Source organism: Leptolyngbya sp. FACHB-8, assembly GCF_014695575.1.
Lineage (GTDB): Bacteria > Cyanobacteriota > Cyanobacteriia > Elainellales > Elainellaceae > Vacuolonema.
Genome location: NZ_JACJOO010000064.1, coordinates 187788 through 213224 on the forward strand (window position 1 = coordinate 187788; position 25437 = coordinate 213224).

Annotated in this window: 18 protein-coding genes; 8 read left to right on the forward strand and 10 right to left on the reverse strand. The window is 51.2% G+C overall.

Going from position 1 to position 25437, the window contains the following annotated elements:
- Window positions 1-249 precede the first annotated feature (249 nt).
- The 4 genes from thiL to H6F91_RS16805 all read right to left on the reverse strand — a co-directional run bounded on the left by thiL (window position 250) and on the right by H6F91_RS16805 (window position 5289).
- Complete coding sequence (gene thiL / locus H6F91_RS16790) at window positions 250-1281, reverse strand: thiamine-phosphate kinase (RefSeq protein WP_190789407.1); 1032 nt, start codon at window positions 1279-1281, stop codon at window positions 250-252.
- 198 nt (window positions 1282-1479) lie between these two features.
- Window positions 1480-2586, reverse strand: a complete 1107-nt coding sequence (locus tag H6F91_RS16795; RefSeq protein WP_190771958.1) for a peptidylprolyl isomerase — start codon at window positions 2584-2586, stop codon at window positions 1480-1482.
- Window positions 2587-3108: 522 nt separating this feature from the next.
- Window positions 3109-3981 carry an MBL fold metallo-hydrolase gene (locus tag H6F91_RS16800; RefSeq protein WP_190772025.1) on the reverse strand — a complete coding sequence of 291 codons (873 nt, stop codon included), beginning with the start codon at window positions 3979-3981 and terminating at the stop codon, window positions 3109-3111.
- Between the two features lie 135 nt (window positions 3982-4116).
- Window positions 4117-5289 (reverse strand): benzoate/H(+) symporter BenE family transporter, encoded by a 1173-nt coding sequence (locus tag H6F91_RS16805; protein ID WP_190771959.1) that lies wholly within the window; start codon window positions 5287-5289, stop codon window positions 4117-4119.
- Between the two features lie 790 nt (window positions 5290-6079).
- On the opposite strand from H6F91_RS16805, the gene H6F91_RS16810 reads away from it, so the two are divergent.
- On the forward strand, window positions 6080-8698 hold the full coding sequence (locus tag H6F91_RS16810; RefSeq protein WP_206754947.1) for a GGDEF and EAL domain-containing protein: 2619 nt from the start codon (window positions 6080-6082) through the stop codon (window positions 8696-8698).
- A 113-nt stretch (window positions 8699-8811) separates the two neighbouring features.
- On the opposite strand, the gene glyS is transcribed toward H6F91_RS16810, so the two are convergent.
- Window positions 8812-10962, reverse strand: a complete 2151-nt coding sequence (gene glyS, locus H6F91_RS16815) for a glycine--tRNA ligase subunit beta (protein WP_190772026.1) — start codon at window positions 10960-10962, stop codon at window positions 8812-8814.
- A 74-nt stretch (window positions 10963-11036) separates the two neighbouring features.
- Window positions 11037-11264: a hypothetical protein gene (locus H6F91_RS16820; RefSeq protein WP_190771961.1), complete on the reverse strand. Its 228-nt coding sequence runs from the start codon at window positions 11262-11264 to the stop codon at window positions 11037-11039.
- 840 nt (window positions 11265-12104) lie between these two features.
- On the opposite strand from H6F91_RS16820, the gene H6F91_RS16825 reads away from it, so the two are divergent.
- Window positions 12105-12302, forward strand: coding sequence for a hypothetical protein (locus H6F91_RS16825; protein ID WP_190772038.1), 198 nt, complete (start codon window positions 12105-12107; stop codon window positions 12300-12302).
- Window positions 12303-12500: 198 nt separating this feature from the next.
- Entirely contained in the window at window positions 12501-13040 is a 540-nt protein-coding gene (locus tag H6F91_RS16830; RefSeq protein ID WP_190771962.1) for a phycobiliprotein lyase, read from the forward strand.
- A 194-nt stretch (window positions 13041-13234) separates the two neighbouring features.
- On the opposite strand, the gene H6F91_RS16835 is transcribed toward H6F91_RS16830, so the two are convergent.
- The gene (locus tag H6F91_RS16835) at window positions 13235-16750 is read right to left on the reverse strand and encodes a response regulator (RefSeq protein ID WP_190771963.1); all 3516 of its coding nucleotides are present in this window, start codon (window positions 16748-16750) and stop codon (window positions 13235-13237) included.
- A 716-nt stretch (window positions 16751-17466) separates the two neighbouring features.
- Here H6F91_RS16835 and H6F91_RS16840 point away from each other — a divergent pair.
- The 4 genes from H6F91_RS16840 (at window position 17467) to H6F91_RS16855 (ending at window position 20896) form a co-directional block, all read left to right on the forward strand.
- The gene (locus H6F91_RS16840; RefSeq protein WP_190771964.1) at window positions 17467-18129 is read left to right on the forward strand and encodes a GNAT family N-acetyltransferase; all 663 of its coding nucleotides are present in this window, start codon (window positions 17467-17469) and stop codon (window positions 18127-18129) included.
- Between the two features lie 100 nt (window positions 18130-18229).
- Window positions 18230-18829 (forward strand): hypothetical protein, encoded by a 600-nt coding sequence (locus H6F91_RS16845; RefSeq protein ID WP_242035833.1) that lies wholly within the window; start codon window positions 18230-18232, stop codon window positions 18827-18829.
- 660 nt (window positions 18830-19489) lie between these two features.
- Entirely contained in the window at window positions 19490-19900 is a 411-nt protein-coding gene (locus tag H6F91_RS16850) for a YggT family protein (RefSeq protein ID WP_190771965.1), read from the forward strand.
- A gap of 135 nt (window positions 19901-20035) precedes the next feature.
- Window positions 20036-20896, forward strand: coding sequence for an alpha/beta hydrolase (locus H6F91_RS16855; RefSeq protein ID WP_190771966.1), 861 nt, complete (start codon window positions 20036-20038; stop codon window positions 20894-20896).
- 72 nt (window positions 20897-20968) lie between these two features.
- On the opposite strand, the gene H6F91_RS16860 is transcribed toward H6F91_RS16855, so the two are convergent.
- From H6F91_RS16860 to H6F91_RS16870, 3 genes are all read right to left on the reverse strand, one after another.
- The gene (locus H6F91_RS16860; protein WP_190771967.1) at window positions 20969-21766 is read right to left on the reverse strand and encodes a pantothenate kinase; all 798 of its coding nucleotides are present in this window, start codon (window positions 21764-21766) and stop codon (window positions 20969-20971) included.
- A gap of 230 nt (window positions 21767-21996) precedes the next feature.
- Complete coding sequence (locus tag H6F91_RS16865; protein ID WP_347280050.1) at window positions 21997-22911, reverse strand: inositol monophosphatase family protein; 915 nt, start codon at window positions 22909-22911, stop codon at window positions 21997-21999.
- A 146-nt stretch (window positions 22912-23057) separates the two neighbouring features.
- Window positions 23058-24344 (reverse strand): GTP cyclohydrolase II, encoded by a 1287-nt coding sequence (locus tag H6F91_RS16870; protein WP_190771969.1) that lies wholly within the window; start codon window positions 24342-24344, stop codon window positions 23058-23060.
- Between the two features lie 429 nt (window positions 24345-24773).
- Here H6F91_RS16870 and upp point away from each other — a divergent pair, with 429 nt between their 5' ends.
- Window positions 24774-25409: a uracil phosphoribosyltransferase gene (gene upp, locus H6F91_RS16875; RefSeq protein ID WP_190771970.1), complete on the forward strand. Its 636-nt coding sequence runs from the start codon at window positions 24774-24776 to the stop codon at window positions 25407-25409.
- Window positions 25410-25437 lie beyond the last annotated feature (28 nt).

Genomic DNA, 25437 nt, shown 5'->3' on the forward strand with positions numbered 1-25437 from the left:
TCCCAAAAATGGGGAAGTTCTTTTCTGGAAATCTCCTAAGCAACATGAACGGCTTAGTCAAGCCTGCAACGGTATAAAAAACTAAGCTCTACTTTCAAGGTTATTGTCTGTGCGCTTCGTGCACGAAAAATAGCACTTGTAGAAGATTTTAGGTAAATGAGAGTAATTCAATAAAATTTCAGTCATCTGTACCGCTTGCGAAGCGAGCAGCACAGATGACTGAAATTTTATTTAGTTGAGTTGAGTTACTCATGAGGTGGAAAAGTGCTGAAATCCTCGAGCCAAGTTTAATGTTTCAGATTTCGAGTTTTGATGAGTTCCCATCAAAATAACATCGTTTCCAAAAGTTATTTTTCCAATCATGTGCGTATTGGGGAGCGATCGCCCCACCTCTTCCGCTAACTCTTGCGGCAAGCACAACACCAGCTCAAAGTCTTCACCGCCGTAGAGTGACCATTCCAGAGCTTTTTCGGAAGAGAGCCATTGGGCCAAAGCGGGAGGGATGGGGATGTGCGATCGCTCCAACACGGCTCCGACGCCACTAGCCCGGCAGATTTGGAGTACAGCATCGGCTAAGCCATCGCTGCTATCCATGCCAGCGATGCGGAAGGGAGTTGGGGGCGGAATGAGAGCATCGAGGATGGAGAGGATGTCAAGCCGGGCCTGGGGCCGTTGATGAGCCTGGATGAGGAAGCGGCGATCGCCCTCATCCAACCCTTCGCCTTGCTCGGGATGCAGCAATAGCTCCAGTCCTGCACGAGAGGCTCCATGTAGCCCAGTTACCAGGATCACGTCTCCAGGTTGAGCAGCAGCACGGCGGATAACACGGCCAGGGAGAACGTCTCCGAAAGCGGCGATCGCCACAGTTAGCACAGGCGATCGGCACACATCGCCCCCCACAATACTCGTATTCCAGGGTTCTAAACAGGCAACCATACCTTTGTAGAGATCCTCGAGCCAGGAAACGGGAAGATCACCCGGAACCCCAAGGCCCACTGTGATACCCATCGGTGTAGCTCCCATGGCTGCCAGGTCTGACAAATTCGCTGCCATAGCCCGCCATCCGGCATCAAAGGGGCTGGTCGTGTGGACACCGGGAGAGGCGAGGCCCAGGCTAAAGTGAACGCCGTCCACAAGCATATCTTCAGTGACAACGAGCGATCGCCCTTCCCGCACCGATAGCACGGCCGCATCATCGCCCACGCTATCGACTGCACAGTATTGGAATAATCGGGTTAGCAAACCCTGTTCCCCAACATCACGTACCTTCAGTTCACTCATCCTCCCGCCCTACCCAGCACACATCACAAATCAAATCCCCAGTTTCATTTAGAAACCGGGGATCTTCTCAAGTCTAGAGCCTGCTTTATAAAGTTGTTTTTTCGTGCGCTTTGCGCAAAAAAGAACCTTTCCAGCAAGTTTTAGGAGGTGCCCTAGATCTATGACCTTTTAAAGAAGCCGCAGATCAGATTAAAGCTCCTAAGCTGGCTCAACCAAGTTTTCCATCCCGTTCAACACTTTAGCGGAATCAATCTTATCGCCTGGCTTGAGTTTCCCCAAAACCTCTTCGCCTTCAATCACATAGCCGAAGACTGAGTAGCGACCATCCAGCAAGTTAGCACCCGCAGGGGTCAGCTCAGGTTCAAACAGGAAGAAGAAGAACTGAGACGACCCGCCATTGACATCATCACCGGGACGGGCCATTGCCACCGTTCCATAGGCCGAGAATGGCAGCACAGGTTCTTCTAAGAAGCGGCCAGCATCTTCCAAGGTGATGCCATAGGTCGGTACATCATCGCCCTTGACCCGTACTTCCAGAGGAATAGCACGGTATTCCTTCGTTTTGGGATCGATAAAGCCTTCTGCATCTCCTGGTGGATCACCGACCTGTACCACGTAGAAATCTTCAGCACGGGTAAAGGGCAAGCCGTTATAGAAGCCCCGGTTCACTAGATCCACAAAGTTTCCAGCGGTAACGGGGGCACTGTAACCATCCGCCACCAGCACAACCCGGCCCTTGGTGGTCAAGACTTCCACAGTTGCACGGCCTTTGAGTTGGGGGAGGTTGCTATACTCTTCGGGCACCTCGTAAGGGAACGCTGGCACCATCAATTCTTCCAGGATGCCAACCATATCCAACAACTCGCTGCGCTTTTTCCAAACAGCGTCTTTGTCATCGTTCTCGACAGCGCTCCGCATGTCGTTAATCCCCATTTGTAGCTGGGTCATGAGGAAACCCGCTTCGGCACGTCGATCTTCCGGAACGCTGGCGAACAGAGCGTCTTGTTTATTGGTCAGAATCCGCTCGGCTTGGGTCAAGCTAGAGTTGATGGCAGACAGCCGTTTGCGCGTTCGCAGGGGCGTGGAGATGTCTTCCAGAACTTTTTGCAGTTGCCGCACGGGCTTATTGTCAATAGGCAGGGCGTAGCGCAACAGGGCTTTACCACTGGTAATGGCGTTGCCTGCCGGAAGGCTGCCAATGAGAACCTGGGCGGAGGCGGGCATCAAGCCCCAGCCCCATAGCCCCACTACGAGGAGGAGGGTCAGGATAGCTTGCTTGAGCCATTGTTTAAGCAGGTTGGCCATGATTCCTGGGCAAGAGTTGGGTTTACACGGTTCGATGCAGGGCATTCAGATATCGTCCTACTCGCCAACTTATTTGTAGGAGAAGGGGAACTACCCACAAATCTTAGTTTGCACCGAACTGTTCTCTGTTCAATCTTGCCATAGCCTGATCCCGCTTTCGGGATTTGGAGCATTTTGAGTTCCCCACATCTTGCATCGATGTTTAAAGAGTGTTGATTATTCATGTCCTTATACAAACCCATAGAAAGCTGCACACCTCCCATTCCGTGCGGTTTCATATAAAAACGGTATTAGGCACAAATAATCAACTTCAATGGCTTTTCAAAAATAAACCTCCTGGTTCTGCTCAATACCTTCGCCATTTTCTCAAGCTCTTGCATGCGCGACGTGTATGCAAGGTCATGTTTCAAATGTGTGAATGGGGTGAAAGGGGCACGAAGTAGCCCTTTCACCCCATTCACACGCCTAGAACACCACCCAAGGGCTTGAGAAAAATGGCGAGTATGTTGCTGTTATGGGAACCTACTGTTTTTCCATCCACTCAATACACAGACGCATTTGTTGTTGCATTGTGGTGCGATCGCTCCAAAACCGCCGCCCATGCCCCGGCAACACCCACTCAAACGAATGGTGAGATAAGCGTTTCATCGATTTCAATAACTCGCTCCAGGAATACCAGCAGGCTGACCGAAACGCGTAGAGATGCTGCAAACTTTCTGACCAGGCCAGGTGATCGCCCGTGAACAGGAATTGATCCTGATATAACAGCACCGTATGCCCTCGTGTGTGCCCCGGTACCGGGATAATGAGCAAATCTGGCTCAAGCTGTACCGGATCAAGTCCTTCTAGCTTGATTTCGACCGACGCTGTGCCGGAATTGATTTCGTCGCGGTGGAGAATGCGATCGCACCCAAAATGGTCATGAAATGCCTGGTGATCAGCCACATCATCCCGATGGGTCAGGTAAAGGTAGCGCACTCCGCCCATCTCCTCTAAGCGTTTAACCAGCGGTGCCGTGAAGCGCGGTGAGTCTACCAGTACATTCCCTTCGGGGCGTTGAATGAAATAGCTGGCAGCCCCATAGGACTGCTCGGAGTGATAGCCACAGTGGTAGACGGAATCGGCGATCGCAATAGGAAAACTTGCCTGCACCGCCTTCACATCCTGAGGCGGCTTAACGGTACCAATGGATGCGGTTGGGCAGGCTAACAACGCCTGCATAGCTGCTAATCGTTCAGCCTCGGAAACAGGCTGATGGGTTACAGCAGATTGATCACCAACGCGGCCATAGACAGTTGGAGCCATCCAACGGCAGGTATCACAATCAATGCAACTGTTGTCTACATAAATGTCCCCGTCAGTATTTTGGGGGCGGCGTTCGGCAAGACGAGCCATAGTGAAGCGAGGCTGAAGCCAGGATGAGGGGGTGGTTCGATCATAGCGACTGGATGGGTAGATAGGGTCGGTATGATAAAACATCAGACTCAAAGGGCTGTGTTCCTCGCTTCATGGGCGGCACAGCATTTTGAGCTACTTCTTCAACCGCAACAGGGCGATCGCCAACACGCCTGCTAACAATCCCCAGAAAGCAGACCCAATCCCAAACAACACGACACCGGATGCTGTGACCAGAAATGTAATCAGGGCAGGTTCCCGTTCCTCTTCGCGACTGAGGGCAGCAGCCAGGCCGTTGCCAATGGTGCCGAGAAGGGCAAGACCCGCGATCGCTAACACCAACTCCTGAGGAAAAGCGGCGAACAGGGCACCGACCGTGGCTCCAAATAAGCCAACCAGGATGTAGAAGAAGCCAGCGGCGATCGCCGCCATGTAGCGCTTATCGGGATCCTCGTGGGCTTCACGGCCCATACAGATCGCCGCTGTGATAGCGGCCAAATTCAGGGCATAGGCTCCAAACGGTGCCAGCAAAACAGTGGCAAGTCCAGTCCAGCCGATAAGGGGCGAAATGGGAACGGTGTAGTGAAATGCTCGTAGAGTTGCAACACCAGGCACATTTTGGGATGCCATCGTGACCACAAATAGGGGCAGCGATATGCCCACTAGAGCCCTCATTGAGAATTGAGGTGCAATCAATATCGGTTGTGCCCACTCAAAGGTAAGGGAATTAACCTGAAGTAACCCCTGAATTCCCGCGATCAAGACACCCAGAATCAAAGCTAAAACAACCGCATAACGAGGTTGTAAACGTCGTAATAGTAAATAAGTGACAAACATCGCGAACACCATGATGAATTGTGTTTGCATCGCCACAAACACATTCATACCAAAGCGAAGCAGAACACCCGCCAACATCCCCGAAGCAAGGGAAATTGGGATACGATTCATCATGCGCTCAAACCATCCGGTGAATCCGCACAGAGCCATGAGAAAGCCTGTGATGAGGAAAGCGGCGATCGCCTCCTGCATCGATACTCCCGCCGCCGAACTAATCAGCATTGCGGCTCCGGGCGTCGACCATGCCGTGACCACCGGCACACGATACCACAGCGACAATCCAATGGACGTCAGCCCCATGCCCAATCCTAAAGCCCACATCCAGGAAGCAATTTCGGCCGAAGATGCTCCCAAACTCTGGGCCGCCTGAAACACAATCACCGCGGAGCTGGTAAATCCCACCAACACAGTCACAAAGCCTGCAATGATCGCCGATAGGGATACATCTTTCAAGACGGAAGGTTTTGTCATCGCCATACCCCCACTCCAATACAACCCCCAGGGTCTCGGCCTGGTTGGTGTCAGCTTAAAGGGGCGATCGCTCCACAGTATTGGACAAAATTGCCCTGTTGGATTGGCCAGAAGGAGCGTTTTAGGCTCGTGTACTCAGCAGCTTAAGTTTGCCTGTGCTGGGTGATGTGAAGTGTGAAGCGCCCCACATCACCAAACATGGATTGATTTCCGCTGTGCAGTACTCGCCTAGAAATGTTGCCTGAAAAACTATTTGAAAACCTATTGATCAGGTTGTTTAAAGCTTAAGTTTGGACAGTTTTTCTAAGACCCCTGATTTTGCGTGCGCATTGCGTAGGCAAAATCAGGGGCTTTAGAAAAACTGTCCAGAGTTATTGTTACAGCATTTTCCGATCTTCTAAGGAGATTTCTGAGAAACAATATCCCCATTATTTGGAAAAAAGGCGCGGCGAAGCCGCGCCTTTTTTCCAAATAATGGGGAAGTTCTTATCTGGAAATCTCCTAATGAGGTACGAGAGAGGGATATATATGTAGCCTCTAAGCACGAAAAAGCAGCCGGACTCAGTCAGTTTTGAAGTAAGCAGGCGAACGAGTTACACCATGATACGAACAGGGAAACCTAATGGGGTGTCCAGCATAGTTACCGCTGAAGCGCTTTGCTCACATAGAACAAATCGGTTATAACCGCTTCTATCGTGAAAAATAAGATTCAATAGATACAGAAAGGTTCCCATGATTTTCTGGCTTAGCTGAGATGTAAAGAATACGTTCTGCATTTGTTGTTATCAAAATGACAGAAAAGGATCTTGTGGGAAACCAAAGCCGTCAGCACCGTGGGAAAGTCCCTCTCAGATTAATTTTGGTAGTTCCCTTTGTCCTACAAATATTTACTGTTGTGGGATTAGTTGGATATTTTTCCTTTAAAAATGGGCAGAGGGCAGTCAATACTGTTGCCGAACAACTTCAACATGAGGTAAGCGATCGCGTCAACCAACACTTAAATGATTACCTCGCCCTTCCCCATCAGTTAAATCAGTTGAATGCTGATGCGATCGATCAGGGTATCTTAAACCCTCAAAATTTAGAAGAAACGGGGCGTTATTTCTGGAAACAAGCAAAAACCTTTGAGAATATTAGTTGGATCGGCTATGCCCTAGCCGATGGTAAAGGGGCAGGAGCAGGCCGTTGGTTAGATAACCACGGTGTTGTGATTGATGAAACAATCAACAACTTAAATTACACCTATAACACTGATAGCCAGGGCAGGCGTATTCAAGCCGTTTATAAAACAGAATACGATGCCACTGCTGACGAGTGGTACATTGACACCGTCCGTCTACAGCGACCAAACTGGAGCCGAATTGCTGTATCCGAAGGGTTTGGGAATTACATTGCGGCTTCAGCAAACTATCCCCTTTATGATCGAAATCATCACCTGATAGGAGCGCTTAGTATTGACTTACTGCTAGCGAGTATCAGTGATTTTCTAAAGAGTTTAAAGGTTAGTCCATCGGGACAGATTTTTATTATTGAACGGAACGGATTGCTCATTGCCAGTTCTGAATTATCAGAACCTTATGAAATTACTGGAGACAAAATTCAACGAATTAACGTCCTCACAAGTTCTAATGACCTAATTCGCGCAACTAGCCAGCAGTTAAAATCCCAATTTGGTTCTTTCAGTACCATTAAAGCTTCTCAAGAATTGCAATTTAGAGGGAAAGCCCTTCAAGGAAGTGGCCGCAAAAAGGACAACTATTTCGTCAACGTAACCCCCTGGAAGGATCATTACGGTTTGGATTGGCTGGTGGTGATCGTGATACCAGAATCCGATTTTATGGCCACCATTCACAACAACGCACGTATGACCGTTGGGTTGTGTCTGGCAGCTTTGGCGATCGCCACTGGCATGGGGCTTCTAACATCTCGTTGGCTTGTATGTTCCATCACTCGGGTCATTCGTGCGGCCGATGCCCTTTCTCGTAATGATTGGCAGCAAGTACCCGAGGCTAATACCCAAGAAATGGCTCAACTCGCTGGAGCCTTTAACCGCATGGCAGAGCAGCTCCAGGAATCCTTCACCCAGCTGGAATACACTGCTCACCATGATCCACTAACGGGTTTACCCAATCAACGGGCTTTCCGCCTCAAGTTATTGGAAGCCATTGTTCGACGCCAACACAACTCCAACTTCTTGTTTGCTGTTTTATTTCTTGACTTGGATTACTTCAAGCTCGTCAATGATAGCCTGGGGCATTTAGCTGGAGACAAACTATTAACCATTACAGCTACTCGTTTGAAAGCATGTATTCGTCCAACAGATACTATTGCTCGATTTGGTGGTGATGAGTTTGTCATTTTGCTTGAAGATATTGCAGATGTTAATTCAGTGATTCACATCGCTGAACGCATATCCCGAGAAATCCAACATCCCTTTTATTTAGACAATAGCGAGGTCTTTATTAGTACCAGTATTGGTATCGTTCTAAGTAGTGAGCAAACGCAGCACCCAGATAGCTTTTTAAGCAATGCAGACATTGCCTTATATCGAGCCAAAGTAAAAGGTAAAGCGGCTTATGAGCTATTTGACAGCGCGATGCAAACAGAAGTTGTCGAGCGATTGCAATTAGAAACAGACCTACGCCGAGCAATCGAACGCCAGGAACTAGAAGTTTATTACCAACCAATTTTCAATATCAGAACAGGTCAGATTCTCGGTCTAGAAGCTTTGGTACGCTGGCATCATGCGACCCAGGGGCCAATTCCTCCCAACAAGTTTATCCCTGTTGCAGAAGAGACTGGATTAATTGTTGAAATTGGGATGTGGATTTTGTACCAAGCTTGCTACCAGATGCAGATTTGGCAACAACAATTTCCGAATTTTCAGAGTATGACCATGAGTGTCAACTTATCAAGCAAGCAGTTTTTACAAGTTAATTTTATAGAGCAGATTGAAAAGGTTCTGCAAAAAACAAAGCTACTGCCTGGCAACCTAAAGTTAGAAATTACAGAGAGTGTTTTTCTAAATTATGAGGATGTCACAAGAGCCAAATTTCACAAGCTTCAGGCATTAGGTGTAAAAATCAGCATTGATGATTTTGGAACCGGGTACTCTTCTCTGAGCTATCTTCATCGTTTTCCCATCAATACATTAAAAATCGATCGTTCATTTATTCAGCACCTCAATCCTCAAAACAAACACTTAGCGATTATCGAAGCAATTGTGAGTCTGGCCCACAACTTAGGAATGGACGTTATTGCTGAGGGAGTCGAGACTGAAGAACAAATTCGATATCTCGATGCAATCGGTTGTGAAAAAGCCCAGGGTCACCTATTTTCTCCTGCAGTGCCTGCGTTCGAAGTAACCACTCTTTTTCAACATCAACTGGAAGAGCTTTCACAGAGTTGAGTTGGGGATAGGGTGAAGTAACCATTTTTGCAGCGTGAAGCATATACAAAAACGGGCATTTCCGAGTTTCCTACATACGGAACTCGGAAATGCCCTTCGCAAACTCAGACTTGTTACCCTTTAACGATCGCCCCAAAATCTGCCAACACCCGAGCGTGATTGCGCAACAGTCCCAACAAGTTCAGACGATTGCGGCGCACCTTGTCATCATCGGCCATGACCAGTACGCTGGTTTCCCCATCAAAGAAATTGCTGACTGTGGGAGCGATCGCCACTAATGCATCCACCAATTTCTGATAGTTACGTTCGGCTTTCGCGGCCTGGGTCTGGGGCAACAATTGCACTAGAGAGTCATAGAATCCCTGTTCAGAGGGTTTCTCAAATAGAGAAGCCGTAACGAGCGGAGCCGGATCAAGAGCATCAAAGTCCAGATCACCCTGTTTTGCCAGCCGGGTGGAACGGTTGACCGTCTCGTAAATGGCATTGAGGGTACCATTGGCTCGGATCGATTGGAGGAAGAGGGCGCGATCACGTACATCTAACAAATCCTGCAATGCACGCTCGGTATAGGCGGGGTCGTCTCCTAACACGGCGTTGACCAGATCGTAATCAACGCCCTGCTCCTCCAGCAACGTGCGCACCCGTTGCAGGAAGAAGTCCCGTAACTGATCGCGCAGGGCTGTCACTTTCGTGGAGCCCACTAGATCCGCTGCGACGAAATCAGCAATCACTTGATCCAGCAGTTGCTCTAAATTAATAGCCAGATTCGCATCCCAGGTGATGCTGACGATTGCATTCGCGGCCCGACGGAGTGCAAAGGGGTCAGAAGATCCCGTAGGAATCATGCCCAGGCTGAAGATCCCGACCAGGGTGTCGAGGCGATCGCTCACCCCTGTCACCTGCCCCGCCAACGTCTTAGGCATCTGGTCATTGGCTCCGCGTGGCAGATAATGCTCAAAGATAGCATCCGCTACGGCAGGAGACTCGTTGCTGGCGATCGCATATTTCTGGCCCATCACCCCCTGCAATTCAGGGAACTCGCCGACCATCTGGGTCACTAAGTCTGCCTTGCAGAGCAGGGCCGCTCGTTCGACGGTGGCGCGATCGCCCTCCGACAAGTTCAGCTGACGGGCGATGTGCCCAGCAATCTGTACAATGCGCTCTACCTTCTGCCGTACCGAACCCAGATCTTCCTGGAATGTGACGGTTTCCAGCTGAGGCAAGTAATCCTCTAGAGCCTTCTTGCGATCGGCATCAAAGAAATAGCGGCCATCGGAAAGGCGAGCGCGGATAACGCGACCATTTCCCTCGGCAATAATGGTAGACTTAGCCGGATCGCCATTGGAGATGGTGATAAAGCAGGGCAGCAGTTCATGAGAGCCTTCAGCCTTCAACACTGGGAAGTAGCGCTGATGGCTTTCCATTTCCATCACCAACACTTCGGCGGGAACTTCCAAAAACTCTGGCTCAAATTTGCCAACGACAGCGGTGGGGTACTCTACCAGATCTGTCACCTCGTCCAGCAAGCCAGTATTGATCGAGGCTACACCACCTACCGTACGCGCGGCTTCCTCCGCTTGAGCCTGAATGGTTTGACGGCGCTGAGCGGGATCTGGCTCCACAAAAGCTTTACGTAAAGTTGCCAGATAGTCCGAAGCCTGAGAAATGATAACGGGTTCTGGAGATAGAACACGGTGGCCCTGGGAAAGGCGATCGCTCGTCACCACCTCCGCCCCATTTTCCAACGTCAGCGGCAGCACCTCTTCATCCCACAGTGTGACTAACCAGCGTACCGGGCGGGAGAAGCGCTGATCTCCATCGCCCCAACGCATAAATCGCTTGCCCTCCAGCCCAAAAATCCACTGGGGCACCAATTCCATCAGCAACTCTTTGACAGACCGACCCGGTATCTTCAGGGTGACAAAAATAAACTCCCCTTTATCCGTGGCCCGTGTCTCAAAATCCTCGACAGACACGCCCCGGGAACGAGCAAACCCTTCGGCTGCCTTGGTCGGCTTGCCATCCTTAAACGCCGCCTGCACCGAGGGCCCCTTCACCTCTTCTTCACGATCAGGCTGCCGCTCCGGTAAACCCTCCAGCACCAGGGCTAATCTCCGAGGCGTACCGTAGATGTGGATCGCCGATGGGTCTAGAAATTGCTCCTTTAAACTGGCAGAAATGCGCGATCGCCACTGCTGCATCGCACTGGCCACAAAACTGGCCGGCAATTCCTCGGTTCCCACCTCAAGCAAAAAAGTCGCCATAGCGCGATCGCCCAAACCATCCCAAATTTTCAACTCTCCCAGTCTATCGCAGAGGTGGGTGCGCTTCCGACTTCCTACTCCTTAGGTGGCTCAAATCCAAACACTTCGGCTTCCCGGCCAACCCACCATTCCCCAAGATTCATCAAATCTGTCTGGAGTTCGTCCAACGCCGCTATATATTCAGCATCAGACAGCTCCGCTCGTCGTTCTTGCAACTTCTTCAAACGCAGTTGCACCAGCAACCAGGGCTTCGAAATACCATCAGTCGCCTCAATAAAACGAGCCAAATCTGTACTATCCATAACCCACAAGAAGAAGGGATGGATTACAGCATAACAAACCCTTTCCCTACTCCCCGGTTCCCCGAACCCAGCAATTCTCATTTCGAAAGCAGGCCCTAAGCTACGCGCCAAAGGCACACAATTTAGGGCTTCACAGTCGAGAGTTCACGGCCTACGGGCGCGAATTCTCGACTGTGAACCATGCGCCGAATCCGGAGTGTGAGTTCATTATCAACCCCTTTCCAACTCAGCGGACGAGAGAGGAGTGTAAGATTTCGTCCCACGCTCCCCTCTGATACCTCACTCGTAGGCTGCGGCCTAAGTTTGCAACCTATGTTTTTGTGTAGGGTGCGAAGCACCCTACACAAAAACATAGGTGATGGATTTCCGCCTCAGCGTACTAGATTGGGAAATAGAGCTTAGCTCAACTACCATGTTTTCGTGATTACATTTATAGAAAAAATTAAGCTACTAATCCTTTCTCATAGGCATAGAATCATTGTACCGAAGGGAACTCAGCTGCAGTTCTGGTTGCAAAATTCAGCTTCTTACTACTCCAAACGATTGTTTAAACAGCCATTTTCAGGAATTTCATACTACGAGTGGGTAGAGATAGAAATAAGCGACTACCCCTGCCCTCAGAGTTAAATCATGAAGCGAGATTAATATTTCCGGAGCGAGATGGCGATCGCGCGAGAAATTGTGATCACTAGGTATAGAGCAACTTAGATACTGAACGCTCAGCCAACTCAAAAACAGTAAGTATAAATGCTTACACTGTTATTTTTGTGAGTTTGCCACAATCAAACACATCACACGGTCGTTCAATTCTGCCCCTTCTAAAGGAGTAAAACAAATTACATGGATCCTACCATTGGACAAATGACCTGGAGACCCGAAGGGATAGCGGAACGCTCGCTACATCTGCGTCTTGACCCTTCAGAGTCCTGGCGGCATTACAAGGAGTGCCCCGAGTACAGCCAGCCCGATCCCCCCGATTTTTCAGAAGGCTTCGCCACATTCATGCACTTGCTTAAGAACGGCTGGGAAATCATTTAGGGCACAGTAGTTCCAACCTACCTCTGAAGCTGGGTCAAGCTCAATCCGTTCTAACGCTCCCCATCCCCAATTACCTCATTACTCATACCCACTCGAACCAACCCTGAGGTATTATCAAAAAACCGGCCTTTTTTGTTAAGTTTTATTTCAGACTTGACGTCAGGTGATCGCCTGCCCGCTCGCGCAAGGAGCCTACTCATGACCTCGTCCGTTCAAACCGTTCAGTCTCTAGAGTCTTTGGTGGCGGAATATTTCCGTCAGTCTGAAGGGCATTGGGAATCCAAACGTCGCTACTACACTCTCAAAAGCGGGGAGGTACAGGAAGTCGTCAGTCAACTCACCGTCCGGGCCTTGGCTCAAGGTAGCCCCGAGCTGCGAGAACTGGCTCGTATGCATGGTCTGGAGGATGAAGCAGCCATGACCAGCGGAGCCTATACCGCTTGGGAAAGCAACTACATTGGCCCCAGCCCTAAAACCCTCAACGGTTCTACAATCTTTGGGGTAATTGGTGATGTCCTGTACCGCGATCGCGGCTTTGCTACGGGCAAGCCCATCACCGCTCATTACACGATGCGTGATCCTCGTACAATGGCGCTTCACACCGAGTACCAGGGCAGCACCTTTGAAGAAGAGATCAAGCTGATCGGCACTCAGTACCGGACCCGTCAGACTATCATCTCCCGTGCCGGAGAAGAGCAAATGATTGGGCAATATCTGGAAACTCGGATGCCCGACTAATATACTCTTCGCCATTTTGGTTAACGTCAGTTCGGGATAAGCCGAACCGCCCATTATTGTGTGCGCGACGCGCACGCAATAATGGGCTTTTTCGAGTGCTGCGCGAAGCGCGGCACTCGAAAAAGCCCTTAACCCGAACTGAGATTTGGTTAGGAAAAGAGAAGGGAGGCAAAGCCTCCCTTCTCTTTTGACGTCTAATGCTCAATTCGAATTGAGAACGTCAGCACCGTCTCATCTACACCCTTCAATTCAAGGGGGCTGAACTTAGTGATGGTGTCCTGGTCAAGGTAGTCTGCGACTGCCGCCGATACAAGGATGGAATTGGCCTCAGCCGCTTCCTGAATCCGAGCCGCAATATTGACGCTGGGGCCGATCGCCGTATAGTCGGTGCGCTCCTCACCACCAAACATACCCACGACAGCAGTACCCTGGTGGATGCCGCAGCGGAACTGCACCTGATAGTCTTCGGGAATAATGCCCCGACTCACCCACTTGGCGTTGAGCAGATCCAACGTTTTATACATTTGGCGGGCAGCGGCGATCGCTCGATGCACCTGCTCATTGGGACTAATCTCCTCAGGCGCTCCAAAGATCGCCAGAATTGCATCGCCCATAAATTTATCAACGGTGCCCCCATGCTCGAAGATAGCGTGGGTCATCTCCGTCAAATATTCGTTGAGAAGCTCAGCAACACGGCGCGATCGCAGGGTATTGGACAACTGGGTAAACCCAATAATGTCGCTAAACAACACCGTAATCATTCGGGGTTCGGGCCGAAGATCCAGCGCTAATTCCCCCGCGGCTGCCCGTTCGACCAGGGAAGGCGGAAGGAAACGCTTGAGTACCGACTCAGTGAGGTAGGAATTCAGCTCCGCTACCCGTCGTTCGTTTTCCTTCAGAGCCAGCAGGTTTCGCACCTCTGCCAACAGTTCCCGCGCATTGAACGGTTTGGAAAGGTAACCATCAGCTCCCTTTTCGACCCCCTCAATACGAGTCTCTTCATCCGCTTTGGCAGTTACTAGAATGACAGGCGTGCCCTTCAGCGCCTCATTGTGACGAATCCACTGAATCATCTCCAGACCTGACACCATCGGCATCATCAAATCTGTCACGATCAAGTTGGGGATTTCTGTTTGTGCAACTTCCAGCCCTTCAGCACCATTCCGGGCTGTTAGCACTGTGTAACCGGCCTGTTGCAAAATACTCGACACGTAGGTTCGCATGTCGGTGTTGTCGTCCACCACCAAAATGCGAATTCCCTCTGAAGGCGAGAATGCTCGGGCATTAGCCAGCTCCATTGGTACCGCGCCCACCTCCGCCAGCTTGCCCAGGCCGTCTACGGCAGTCTCAACCTCGACATCGGCCAGTTCGACCATCGCGCGGCTATGCTCAATCTCGGCGGGCACTTCAATCACCTGATCTAGGGGCAGGTGCGAAAAACCTGTCTGCACCCAGATGGTAAACGTGGAGCCTTCTCCATAGGTGGAATCGACAGAAACGCGGCCTCCATGAAGCTCCACCAACTCCTTAACTAGAGACAAGCCTAGCCCTGTACCCTCATAGCTACGATTTGTAGAGCCATCTGCCTGCCGGAAGCGCTCGAACAGATAAGGAATTTGGTCTTCACGAATACCAATGCCTGTGTCCTGCACCTTAATCTGGCAATGCTCTCCACGAGGATACACGCTAACGCTGATGGTGCCACCACTAGGGGTGAACTTCATAGCGTTGGAAAGCAGGTTGTAAAGCACCTTATCAAAGCGCTCTAGATCCAGATAAACCGGAGGGCAGTCTCGCAGATTTGTGTTGAGCTGGATGTGTTTGCGATCGCAATAGGGTCGGAAGGAATCGACAATGTGCACCACAAAATCCAGCAGATTGCAGGGGCGGAAGCTGGGCTGCATCCGCCCAGCATCCAGTCGCTGCAAATCGAGCAGTTGGTTAACCAGGCGCAACAAGCGGCGAGAATTGCGTAGAGCAATGTCGGCCTGCTCATAGCTCAACCCCTGGCCCTGACTAACCGCAGACTCTAACGGGCCAATGGTCAGGGTGAGCGGCGTCCGAAACTCGTGAGAAATATTCTGGAAGAACTCAGTTTTTTGCCGATCCAGCTCCAATAACTGCTCGGCTTGTTGCCGTGTTTTCTGATAAAGGCGCGATTGTTGAACGGCGATCGCGGCCTGTACCGCCACCGCCTGAGCCAAGTCCACCTCCTCAGGTTTCCAGTGGCGAGGCTCGTGGGCCTGCCGCAGGGAAATGCTGCCAATAATCCGACCATCAGCCAGGAGAGGCACCACCAGGAGAGCACGAGCGGGCGATCGCAACGGCAAATCTGGAGTATTTAACTCTGGATGTTCATCCAGGTCGTCGATGATTACCGGAGACTGAGTTGCCAGCAGGTGCTGCAATACTGGGTTTCCTTCAATGGGAACCATAGACTGCGGCAGAGCATGCTGACGGGTATCTTCCGCTCCACGATTCAGCCCCCCAGACGTACGGGGGGAAGTCAGCTCAGGCCAGAAGGCATCCCATTTGGGGGCAACTTCCTCAGAATGAGTAGTGTCATGCAGCCCTACACACTGCACATACTCATCCCCCTCGGTCCAGAGGGAGAGGGCACACCCATCCGCTGCAAGCGCCTGCCCCAATTGCTGGGTAATGGCTGCAAAAATCTCCTGAGGTTCCAGGCTAGAGCGAATAGCCGATGTGATGGTATTGACCAGGGTTTCTCGACGCGCCAGAGCCCGGGCCTGCTCAAAGGCATAAGCCTGCGAAAGCGCCAAAGCAGCCTGATCGGCTACCATAACTGCCAGCTGCACCTCATCATCTCGCCACGTACGGGGTTGGCCAAACTGGTGCAGAGCCAGCACGGCCACCAAATCCTGCTGACACACCAGCGGCACAATCACGCTGGACATGATATTAGCGGCTGTAAAGGCTTGAATCGTTTCCTTTGGAGGCACCATTTGCAGGGGGCTGTCTGCTAGGCCCAGGAGCCGCTCATCGGTGGCGGCATCCTGCACGACCAAAATATCCCGAGTTTCCCAAACTGTTTGGGCCAGCGTATTGGCAAGTTCTTTACACAGTGTCGCTTCGCCACCCTGAGCTTGGGCCAGGTAGATGAACGGCTCGATGTCCATCTGGCCATCCTGGAAAGGACGGATGATGCAACAATCTACCTCGAACATGTGCCCGACAGTTTCCACAATGGTTTGGAGAATCTGGCGGTAGCTGGGAGCGCTGCGGATGGTGTTGGTAATAGCATTTAGCAGCGTCTCCTGGCGCAGAGTTCGCTGCAAGTCTTGAGTACGAGCCTTGAGCACGTTATGGGTATCAACGGCTTGCCGTACCAACGCCTTCAAGTCCTCGTCATCCCAGGGCTTCGTAACATACTTAAAGACCTTTCCGGCGTTGATGGCTTCTACCAAATCACCAACATCGGTATAGCCTGTCAAAATAATCCGGATAATGTCGGGATACTGCTTGGCCGTCAGGCTCAGGAACTCCGTCCCGCTCATGGACGGCATTCGCTGATCAGAGATAATAACCGCGACTTCCCCTTCTTGCTCAAGCAGGGCAAGGGCTTCAGAGCCACTTTCTGCCCGCAGCACCGTATAGTCCCGGTAAAACGTGCGATAAAGCAGATCTAGGTTATCTGTCTCATCGTCAACGACCAGGATCTTAGGTTTTGCGGAGTCTGACGCTACCATGCACTGCGCTCCTGCTGTGAGGGCAGCCAATGAACTGAACAGCGATCGGGAGAGAGGAAAAAACGGCGCAGAGACATCGTTGAATTCGTTGGGAAAGGTTTACCAGAGGCCAGCATGGCTTTGCTAGATAAGCAACGGGCCATCCTGGACAGGTGAAAACCTGTAGAACCTTGTGTACCTTGCACCCTGAAGTTGTGCATTAACGCAATGCGATCCAATACCTTACGATAACCTCTTCATAGGGTGACTGGTAGATATTGGAAACAAGAGCCAGAATCCTGGCTCAGGATGAATTCTTTCCTGCATTGGTTATAGCTCAATACAAGAAGACAGATCCGGATCCAAGCACAGTGTCGGCTTATTTTCCCACACTTTTCAGGTATCCCGACGGTTGATGAACCTGGGTTCGGTGCCTTTTCCTAGGGTGCCCATTCCTTTATCCAATGTAACGAACTGCCCTTCGGGATCGATCCAAATCTTTTGTAAACATTGTTCCTAGAGCAGCCCCTTTATGCTTTAAGCAAAGGCATTTTGTTAATTGTTGTAGAAGGAGCGCTGAGCGTCCCTTCTACAACAACCAGCCTCAGGGTCGAATCCGACTAGCCTCAGCTTCTCAGAGGTGGCATGATGAAAGGTATCAAAAAGCAGGGTTATGAACGCTCATGCCTCTCCTGAGGCTAGCGATTTCTCCTTTTTATCTCCGGATGGTTGACGCTTTGTCAGACTCAAACGTTCCTGATCCCTCCACAGCTTCTTCTGGATTTGATGCGATCGCCCAACCCTGGCAGATTCGCGCGGCCCGCCGGTCTGACGTAGACCCTCTGGCCGAGATCCTCGCGAGTAGCTTTCACAGCAAGGAGGGAATCGGGAGGTGGTTTTATCCGATGCTAAAAGCGACCTTGCGGGAAGATTTACGCGGACGGTTGCAAAATGGTGGCACTTACTATCGATGTCTAGTCGCCGTTAGCACGACAGCATCCCCCTCAAACACCACTCCCCAAGAAGAAGTACTCGGTACACTAGAAATTGGTTTAAAGCCCCAGTTCTCGTTGCCCTGGTATCACTGGTTCAAGCTCTTTCCCTATATTTCTAATGTGGCGATCGCTCACGCCCATCGTCGCCGGGGAGTTGCGATAGATCTGCTACGGGCCTGTGAGCCGATCGCGCGACAGTGGGGGTACCACGACCTTTATCTACATGTGTTGGAGAACAATCAAGCGGCACGGAGGCTCTATAGCAAAGCAGGGTTTCGGTTCTGTCAGGTTGAGATGAACCTCCCATCCTTGGTGCTTGGGCAACCCCGGCAACTATTACTACACAAGGGGATTCCCATCCAACAACCCATGGAAGCTAACCGCACGGGCTCGCTGTCAACCTGATAACTCGCAATGTTTTTTTGAGGGAGCGAAGATCTGGTTCGCTGATAGGATAGGAGGAAGATCTCGTCAAAATTTGGTTATCAATCCGTTTTGACGATCCATGTTTCGAATCATCAGACGTGCAGACGTTCCTTATCCACCCGTGACTGTGCCTAAATCACGCGATAATGCGCCCCCCCAGGCCAGTGGTGACCCCCCAGCGGAACCCATCCAGCCCACTGAGCAGACTAACGTGGCCCCACCGGACGGGTCTGATCCGGAAGCGCTTATTCAATATTTACGTCAGGGCAATCTGCTAGTTGTGAGCAAGCGCCGTCGCAACGGGTTGATTATTTACAAGCAATTTCATGCGGAATTTGCAGGCCCCGGTGCTGCAGTGGGCGGGCTGTTTGATGCGAATTGCGATCGCGTCATTCCAGTCGGAGATCTCTCCCTTATGCCCCCTAACAGTCACGAAGAGCGCCAGGAAGCCTACCTGATCCGCCGCCAATGGATTCGGCTGACTCAACAATTTACTGATACCTCCGTTGCCCTGGAACGAGCACGGATGATTTTGAACCAGTTTGAAACCTACTTCGATGCTGAGACCGTAGCCAAAGTCACAGACGAAGCTTTTGCCCTCCTGGTGGGAGTTCTACCCAACACTATTCGTAACGCCCGGCGGCCACCTGGCAAGGCCAGCATGAAAGTCAAAGTTTAGTTTGTTCCCCAAAAGAGCGAGAGTGGAGCGTAGTGCAATCCGTCGCTCTTTTTGAGGGGTTGCCTACTCAAACTCAATTTGGGGCCAGCCCAAGCGCTCATTTTGGCGTGCGTAGAGCGAATGTCAAAACGAGCTTTTTCGAGGGGCACGCAATGCGTGCCCCTCGAAAAAGTCTTGAATCCGAAATCAGGTTAGTTACATTCGGATTTGCAAGCAGGTAATTGTCATTCAACATAAAACTCAAAATACTGTGTTACGCCCGAAGTGGTCGATACAGCACTTTGAGTTTTATGTTGAATTCAATTGAGTGAATAGTCCAAACAATTCTTATTGAAAAAAGATCTATCTCTTGCCTTATGACAGCTCATCTACAGGTCGGTTATGACTAAACCATAGGGAGTGCATCAGCCTGTGGTTGGTTGTTGTAAGAGGATACAGACACCGCTTCTTACAACAACCGGCCACAGGTTCAAAACAAAATTATCCCCTTTCACAATGGCATCTCCAGCGATGTTTGAATCGTCGTCTTTCGTGTACGGTACCCACACGAAATAGATTCATTAGAAATTCATTTGAATTGTTTCAACCATCACTTCAATGGGATGAATTTAACCCATTTCAAAGCTACTAGCTGAGACATTATTTATAAGGAGTGATACGATGAACCGCCACCCGCGCGACCCCCGTAACATCGAGCGTCGATACGAATTACAGCAGGAAGAGGAAGCCTTTCGGCTGCGGCAGGAGGAACGCCGTTTAGAATTAGCCCGACGAAATGCCACTCTATTCTGGGTAATCCGCACCATTTCCTACTTGGTGGGTGCACTCGTTGTATTACTTGGCCTCCGATTTGTATTACGGCTGGCCGGAGCAAACCCCGACAACGCCTTTGCTCAAGTCATCTATGGGTTATCGGATCCCTTTGTGGCTCCCTTTTCGACCCTGTTCATTAGCCCTACAACAGCAGACGCCACAAATATCTTTGACGTCAACGTGCTGATTGCAATCGTGGCGTATACCTTATTGGGATGGCTGGTGATCTGGCTAATTAACCTGCTCCAGGGACGCTGAGGTCAGCGACATATTATGTTCTGGAAGGATACAGAGCCTTCCAGAACACCTGCTATAACCACGCAACCCAACGGCCTACGGATGATGGTAGGCTGAAGGGCAGGTTTGAATCATTTGGTAGGTTGCATCAGTCGGATGTCTTTGCCCACTCGGAATGTTCGTCTTCAACTCGCGCACGGGTCGCTATTCTGGCGCGAAGTGGGCATGGGTCTGCCACTGGTGTTCCTGCATGGCACTTGGCAGGATGGTGAGCAATGGATGCCGTTGCTACAGTACTTAGGCAGTTCTGCCTCATCTGGTGAAAGGATACCACGACGGAATAATCGGACTGAAGGGTATCACTGCTTTGCTCCGGATTTGCTGGGTTTTGGTGAGTCTTCTCGCCCCAAGCTGCCCTATTCCATCGACTTAGAGGTGGAAGTGCTGGCTGAGTGGCTGGATTCTCTGCGGTGCCCTCCGGTGGTTCTTGTGGCAGAGGGTCTGGGAGGATGGATTGCAGCGAGCTACGCCTTGCGCTTTCCAGAACGAGTATGTGGACTCGTACTCATAGCTCCAGAAGGGGTACAAACCAAAACTCGACGATGGGGTCTAGAGCGCAGCTTGGCCGGGCGGTTTCCCTGGCGAGCCTGGGGGTTACAATGCATTGCGCCAGTTGCCCGTCTTCTGGGCTGGCCGTGGGTTGCTCACCAGCTGGCCTGGCGTCGAGAGTTGCGGCGATCGCCCGCCGCCTGCGACATCCTCTTTCGCCGCCGCTCTCGCCTGATCGCGGCAGAGCAGCTGGATGAGAAAGTAGGCTGGTTGAAGGTTCCGGTACTGCTCCTGCAAGGAGAAGAGGCGAATTCTACAACGGTAGCCTTAACCCATACCTACGCTGCTGCACCTCTCTGCGAGCTACGGATTCTCCCCGGTGGAGACGATTTAGTGCATACAGAGGCAGAGGCGATCGCCGCTGAAATTCGCACTTGGCTCCAAACTCTGAATAGCAAGACGAAATAATCTGAGGATGTCCATTTTGGGAGTGCAGGATGCACACGTTCAAAATGGGCTTCCCCTGGGTTCCCGGTTCGTTTACTGAGACGTTTTATAACGAATGGCAGGCAAGCCTCGAAAGGCCAGATGGGAATCCAACGTAATCCGTTGCGCTAACTCTGGCAGGCTAGACTGAAGTGCCTGGTAGAGGCGTGGCCCATCCCCACCTGTGAGGGCGATCGCTGCTCCTGGAAAGCAGCGTTGCCAATCTCCAATAAAGTCTCGTACTGTTGCCAGCAACCCAAACACCACGCCGCTCCGGATTGCATCCGGAGTCCGAGTCGCCCAACGCATGGGAGGCTCCTCATCCTGTAAGGAAGGCAGAGGAAGTGCCGCTGTGCCTTGCACTAAGGCTCGAATTTGCAACGACAAACCCGGTAGAATTGCCCCTCCAAACAGTTGCAATTTCTCATCCAGCGCTGTGAACGTAAGCGCCGTTCCCGCATCAATGACGAGGGCAGGGAAACCGAGGATCTGCACAGCTCCCCAAAGGGCCAGAGCACGGTCAATCCCCAAAGTAGGGTATAAGCCCTGGAGTGGAATTTGCTCTAACGTTATGGGGTGGATGGCGGGATAGTCCTGCCACAGGAGGGTTTGCTGCGGCACAACCGAAGCCAGCCATAAAGGAAGAGCAGCGGAGGGCCGAGGCAAGCTTGGAAACGCCTGGAATTCAGACTGACCAGATAGAGGTAAGCCAGATTGAGCGAAATAGGCGATCGCTTGCTCAGACAGATAAGCGGTATTCCAGGTTTGCTGGAGTTCGTCCCGATCGAACAAAGCCCAGTGCAGGCGACTATTGCCAATCGCGAGAGCCAACCAGGGATCAGGTAAAAACATGAGAGTTTACAGGAGCAACCGTGTCCAAACGGTACAGCAGTTTGGGCCGAAATGGAATGCAGCAGGTTCAGGACTTACGCATGGACGCTATACTTGGCGCGTGTTTGCTGTGTATGCGTGTGAAGCACACTACATAACAAACATGCGGAAGTCCTGAGGTTAATCGGCAGATGGGTAGCCCGTCATCCTGTTTCTGCATGACTTTTCATGCCACCCATCACCCGTCTTTCTTAACCGTCTCCCATTCCCGCATCAAACGCCTGTAGAATCTGCACAGCTTGCTGACAAAGGTGAGCATGGCAGGGACCGTTGCTCGCCATGAGACCACCCCACTGATTGACATCGCCCCGGTTATAGCGAAGGGGTGTTTCGTCGAAGTAAGTAAAGCTGCCTCCAGCCTCGGTCAAGATTAGCTCTGGAGCGGCCATATCCCAATCCTTAGGAGCTGACTTACCCGAGAGGGAGATGTAAACATCGGCTTTACCTTCGACAATGGCCGCTATTTTGCCACCTACGCTACCCACATAGAGCCGTTCCTGGCAGGGGAGTTGGGTGAGGAGATGATTAAAACGAGCGTCGCGGTGGGTACGGCTAGCAACAACGGTGAGGGTTTCGGGGCGATCGCCCGCTCTCACGTGTAACTGCCGAGTTACCCCATCGGCAGTTTCTACAAAGGCGCCATGGTTCTGAGCCGCATAATACACCCGTTCAGCTTCCGGGCAGGCAACGACGGAGATGATAGGCCGTCCCCGGTGGGTTAAGGCCAAATGGAAGGCATATTCACCGGTTCTATCAATAAAGTCGCGGGTGCCATCCAGGGGATCAAGAATCCAGACCCACTCCTGAGGCAGCGCTTGCCCAGTCCCATGGATCTTATAAGTTTCCTCACTTAAGTACCCAAACGAGTCATGCCCAAAAATATTGTGTAGATGACTCAGCACATAGCGATTCACGGCCAAATCTGCTGCCGTTACGGGGCCATCCTTCAGCTCCTGTACATCCAGTTCCAGAGGCCCCCCATCGACCGATGACTCACCTCGGTAATAGGCGCGCAGAATCTTTGTCGCCCCCCAACCCAGACGGCGAGCGATCGCCAATATGTCTTCAGTTGGGGTATCCAGCACAAAATCTTGGGTTGCGGTCACAGGTGCTACTCCTACACACAAAGCGAACACACAAAAGGGATATGTCGCCCTGCCTATTATACGTTCAGCCATTTTCGCCGAACTCATTAGAAGGGGGTGAGTGTTGTTCACTCACCCCCTTCTAGACAAACTCTTCAGCTGCCTTCTTAATAATCCCGTCCTTTTACTTGGGACAGTTCCTCCACACTCAGCACCCCGCTGTCTGAGAAATAACCTGCGGCCTTTTTCGCTTCAATTTCCACTTGAGCATCCGGGGGAATCATATCGGGGGGAATCGGAATTCGCTGGACAACTTTAATGCCAGAGTTAGTGATGGCGTCGTACTTCATGTTGCTCATAGACACAAGCTGGTCGATCTTGGTAATCCCTAACCAGTGCAGCACATCAGGCATAAGCTCCTGGAAGCGCATATCCTGCACGCCAGCAACGCATTCAGTACGCAGGAAGTAGGCATCGGCGCGATCGCCCCCCTCCTGGCGTTTACGTGCGTTATAAACGAGGAACTTGGTGACTTCACCCAGAGCACGCCCCTCTTTACGGCAATAGACAATCACTCCAGCTCCACCCGCCTGAGCCGCCTGGATACAGACCTCAATCCCATGGACCAAATAGGGGCGGCAAGTACAAATATCCGAGCCAAACACATCGGAGCCATTGCATTCGTCGTGAACTCGCACGGCTAGCGGTTTGCTAGGGTCTGTCAGGGCAGACTCATCACCCACAATATACACAGTGGTACCGCCAATCGGTGGGAGGAACACCTGCAAGTCGCGACGAGTGACCAGCTCGGGAAACATGCCACCCGTTTGCTGGAACAGAATGTGGCGCAGATCCGATTCATCCACCTCAAGCCGTTTGGCAATGCCCGGAAGGTACCACACGGGATCGAGCGCCGCCTTGGTCACCACGAGATTGCCATCGGCCTTGAGAAACTTCCCGTCGACCTCTAGGCGACCTTTGGCAATTTCATCTTTCAGTTCTGGAATCTGGATGTGAGCCCGGGTGATGGCGATGGTAGGACGCAAATCGTAGTCCTCAGGAAAATGCGGAGCCATATATTCCGCGACAAAAGCTCCATAGGGATCGAGAGATACGATGCGATCCGGATCGCTCCAACTAGGATGAGGGCCAAAATGCACAACCGGAGACGTGTTCGTCAAATCAGCCCGATGGTCGGGGTCGAGGCGACCACTGGCTACTGCCAGCGCCCGGTAAACACTATAGGAGCCACCATGAGTGCCGATAACATTGCGATATTTATGGTTGCGAGGAGAGCCGACGATAGGACCGCGATCGCGCCAATCGGGGGCGCCCCATTGAATGGGGGTCGTCTTTGTCCCTACCCCATTGTGGTGGGATGTGAGGATGATGTGGCGTGGCTTTGATTTAACTTGACCGTTAGACAATGGAGCACTGGGCTGTTCGTTTGACATAAAAGTAAACCTGCACCCGGATACCGTAAACGATGTTTAAAAAACCTCGAAAACAGTTGGTTTTTGCGCGCCTCACGAACAAAAAGCAACTTTTTACACACTCTCTTAAACCAGTATCAGAAATGATAGATTATTTCAATCCTTAAGTTTGCTTTGTTCCTGTTTGTAAAACCAGCCTTCAAACTTATCGAAATATTGTCTTGACTTGAAGAAGAATTCTTTAGAAATAGAGGATTCTCAGATCTTTTGCTGGGTAGATATAGGAACGCAGACGTTGAGATTTTGGTTGTGGGCGATCGCCCTAAAGCCTGGCTGCAAAAGCAATTTATAGATTCTCAACTGGATGCTGTAGAATCTTTTTTCTTTATGCTAAGGGTTGAGAATCTCTCTTTTTTCTGACCATTTGAGGAGTGCATCATTTAACTGTTTATGCAACCCAACGTTTTTCTGATTAAGCATCCTTTGATACAGCACAAATTGACCTTAATGCGGCGCTCAGATACTCATACTCAAGATTTTCGCCGCTTGCTAAGGGAAATTTCTCTGCTGCTTGCCTACGAAGTTACCCGCGACCTACCCCTGCGGTATGAATTGATTGAGACTCCTCTTACCAAGATGGAGGCTCCTATCTTAGCAGCTGAAAAAAACATGGTAATTGTCTCCATCATGCGAGCTGGGCAGGGGCTGTTAGATGGAATGTTAGAACTCATTCCTACAGCCAAAGTTGGGCACATTGGCTTATACCGAGAGCCCTCGACTCTACAAGCGGTGGAATATTACCTCAAACTGCCACAGGATACGGAACAACGTGACATGCTGGTGGTCGATCCAATGCTGGCTACTGGCAACTCCGCTGTAGCCTCTGTAGACCGACTGAAAGAGGCCAATCCTCTCTCGATCAAGTTTGTCTGTCTACTGGCGTCACCTGAAGGTATTGCAAACTTCCATGAGCAACACCCCGATGTGCCCATCTATACAGCGGCAATCGATCAGGAGCTGAATGAGCACGGCTATATTGTGCCCGGCTTAGGAGATGCGGGCGATCGCCTCTACGGCACGAAGTAGGAGTATGGCAAGGGCCCAGTGCCATACC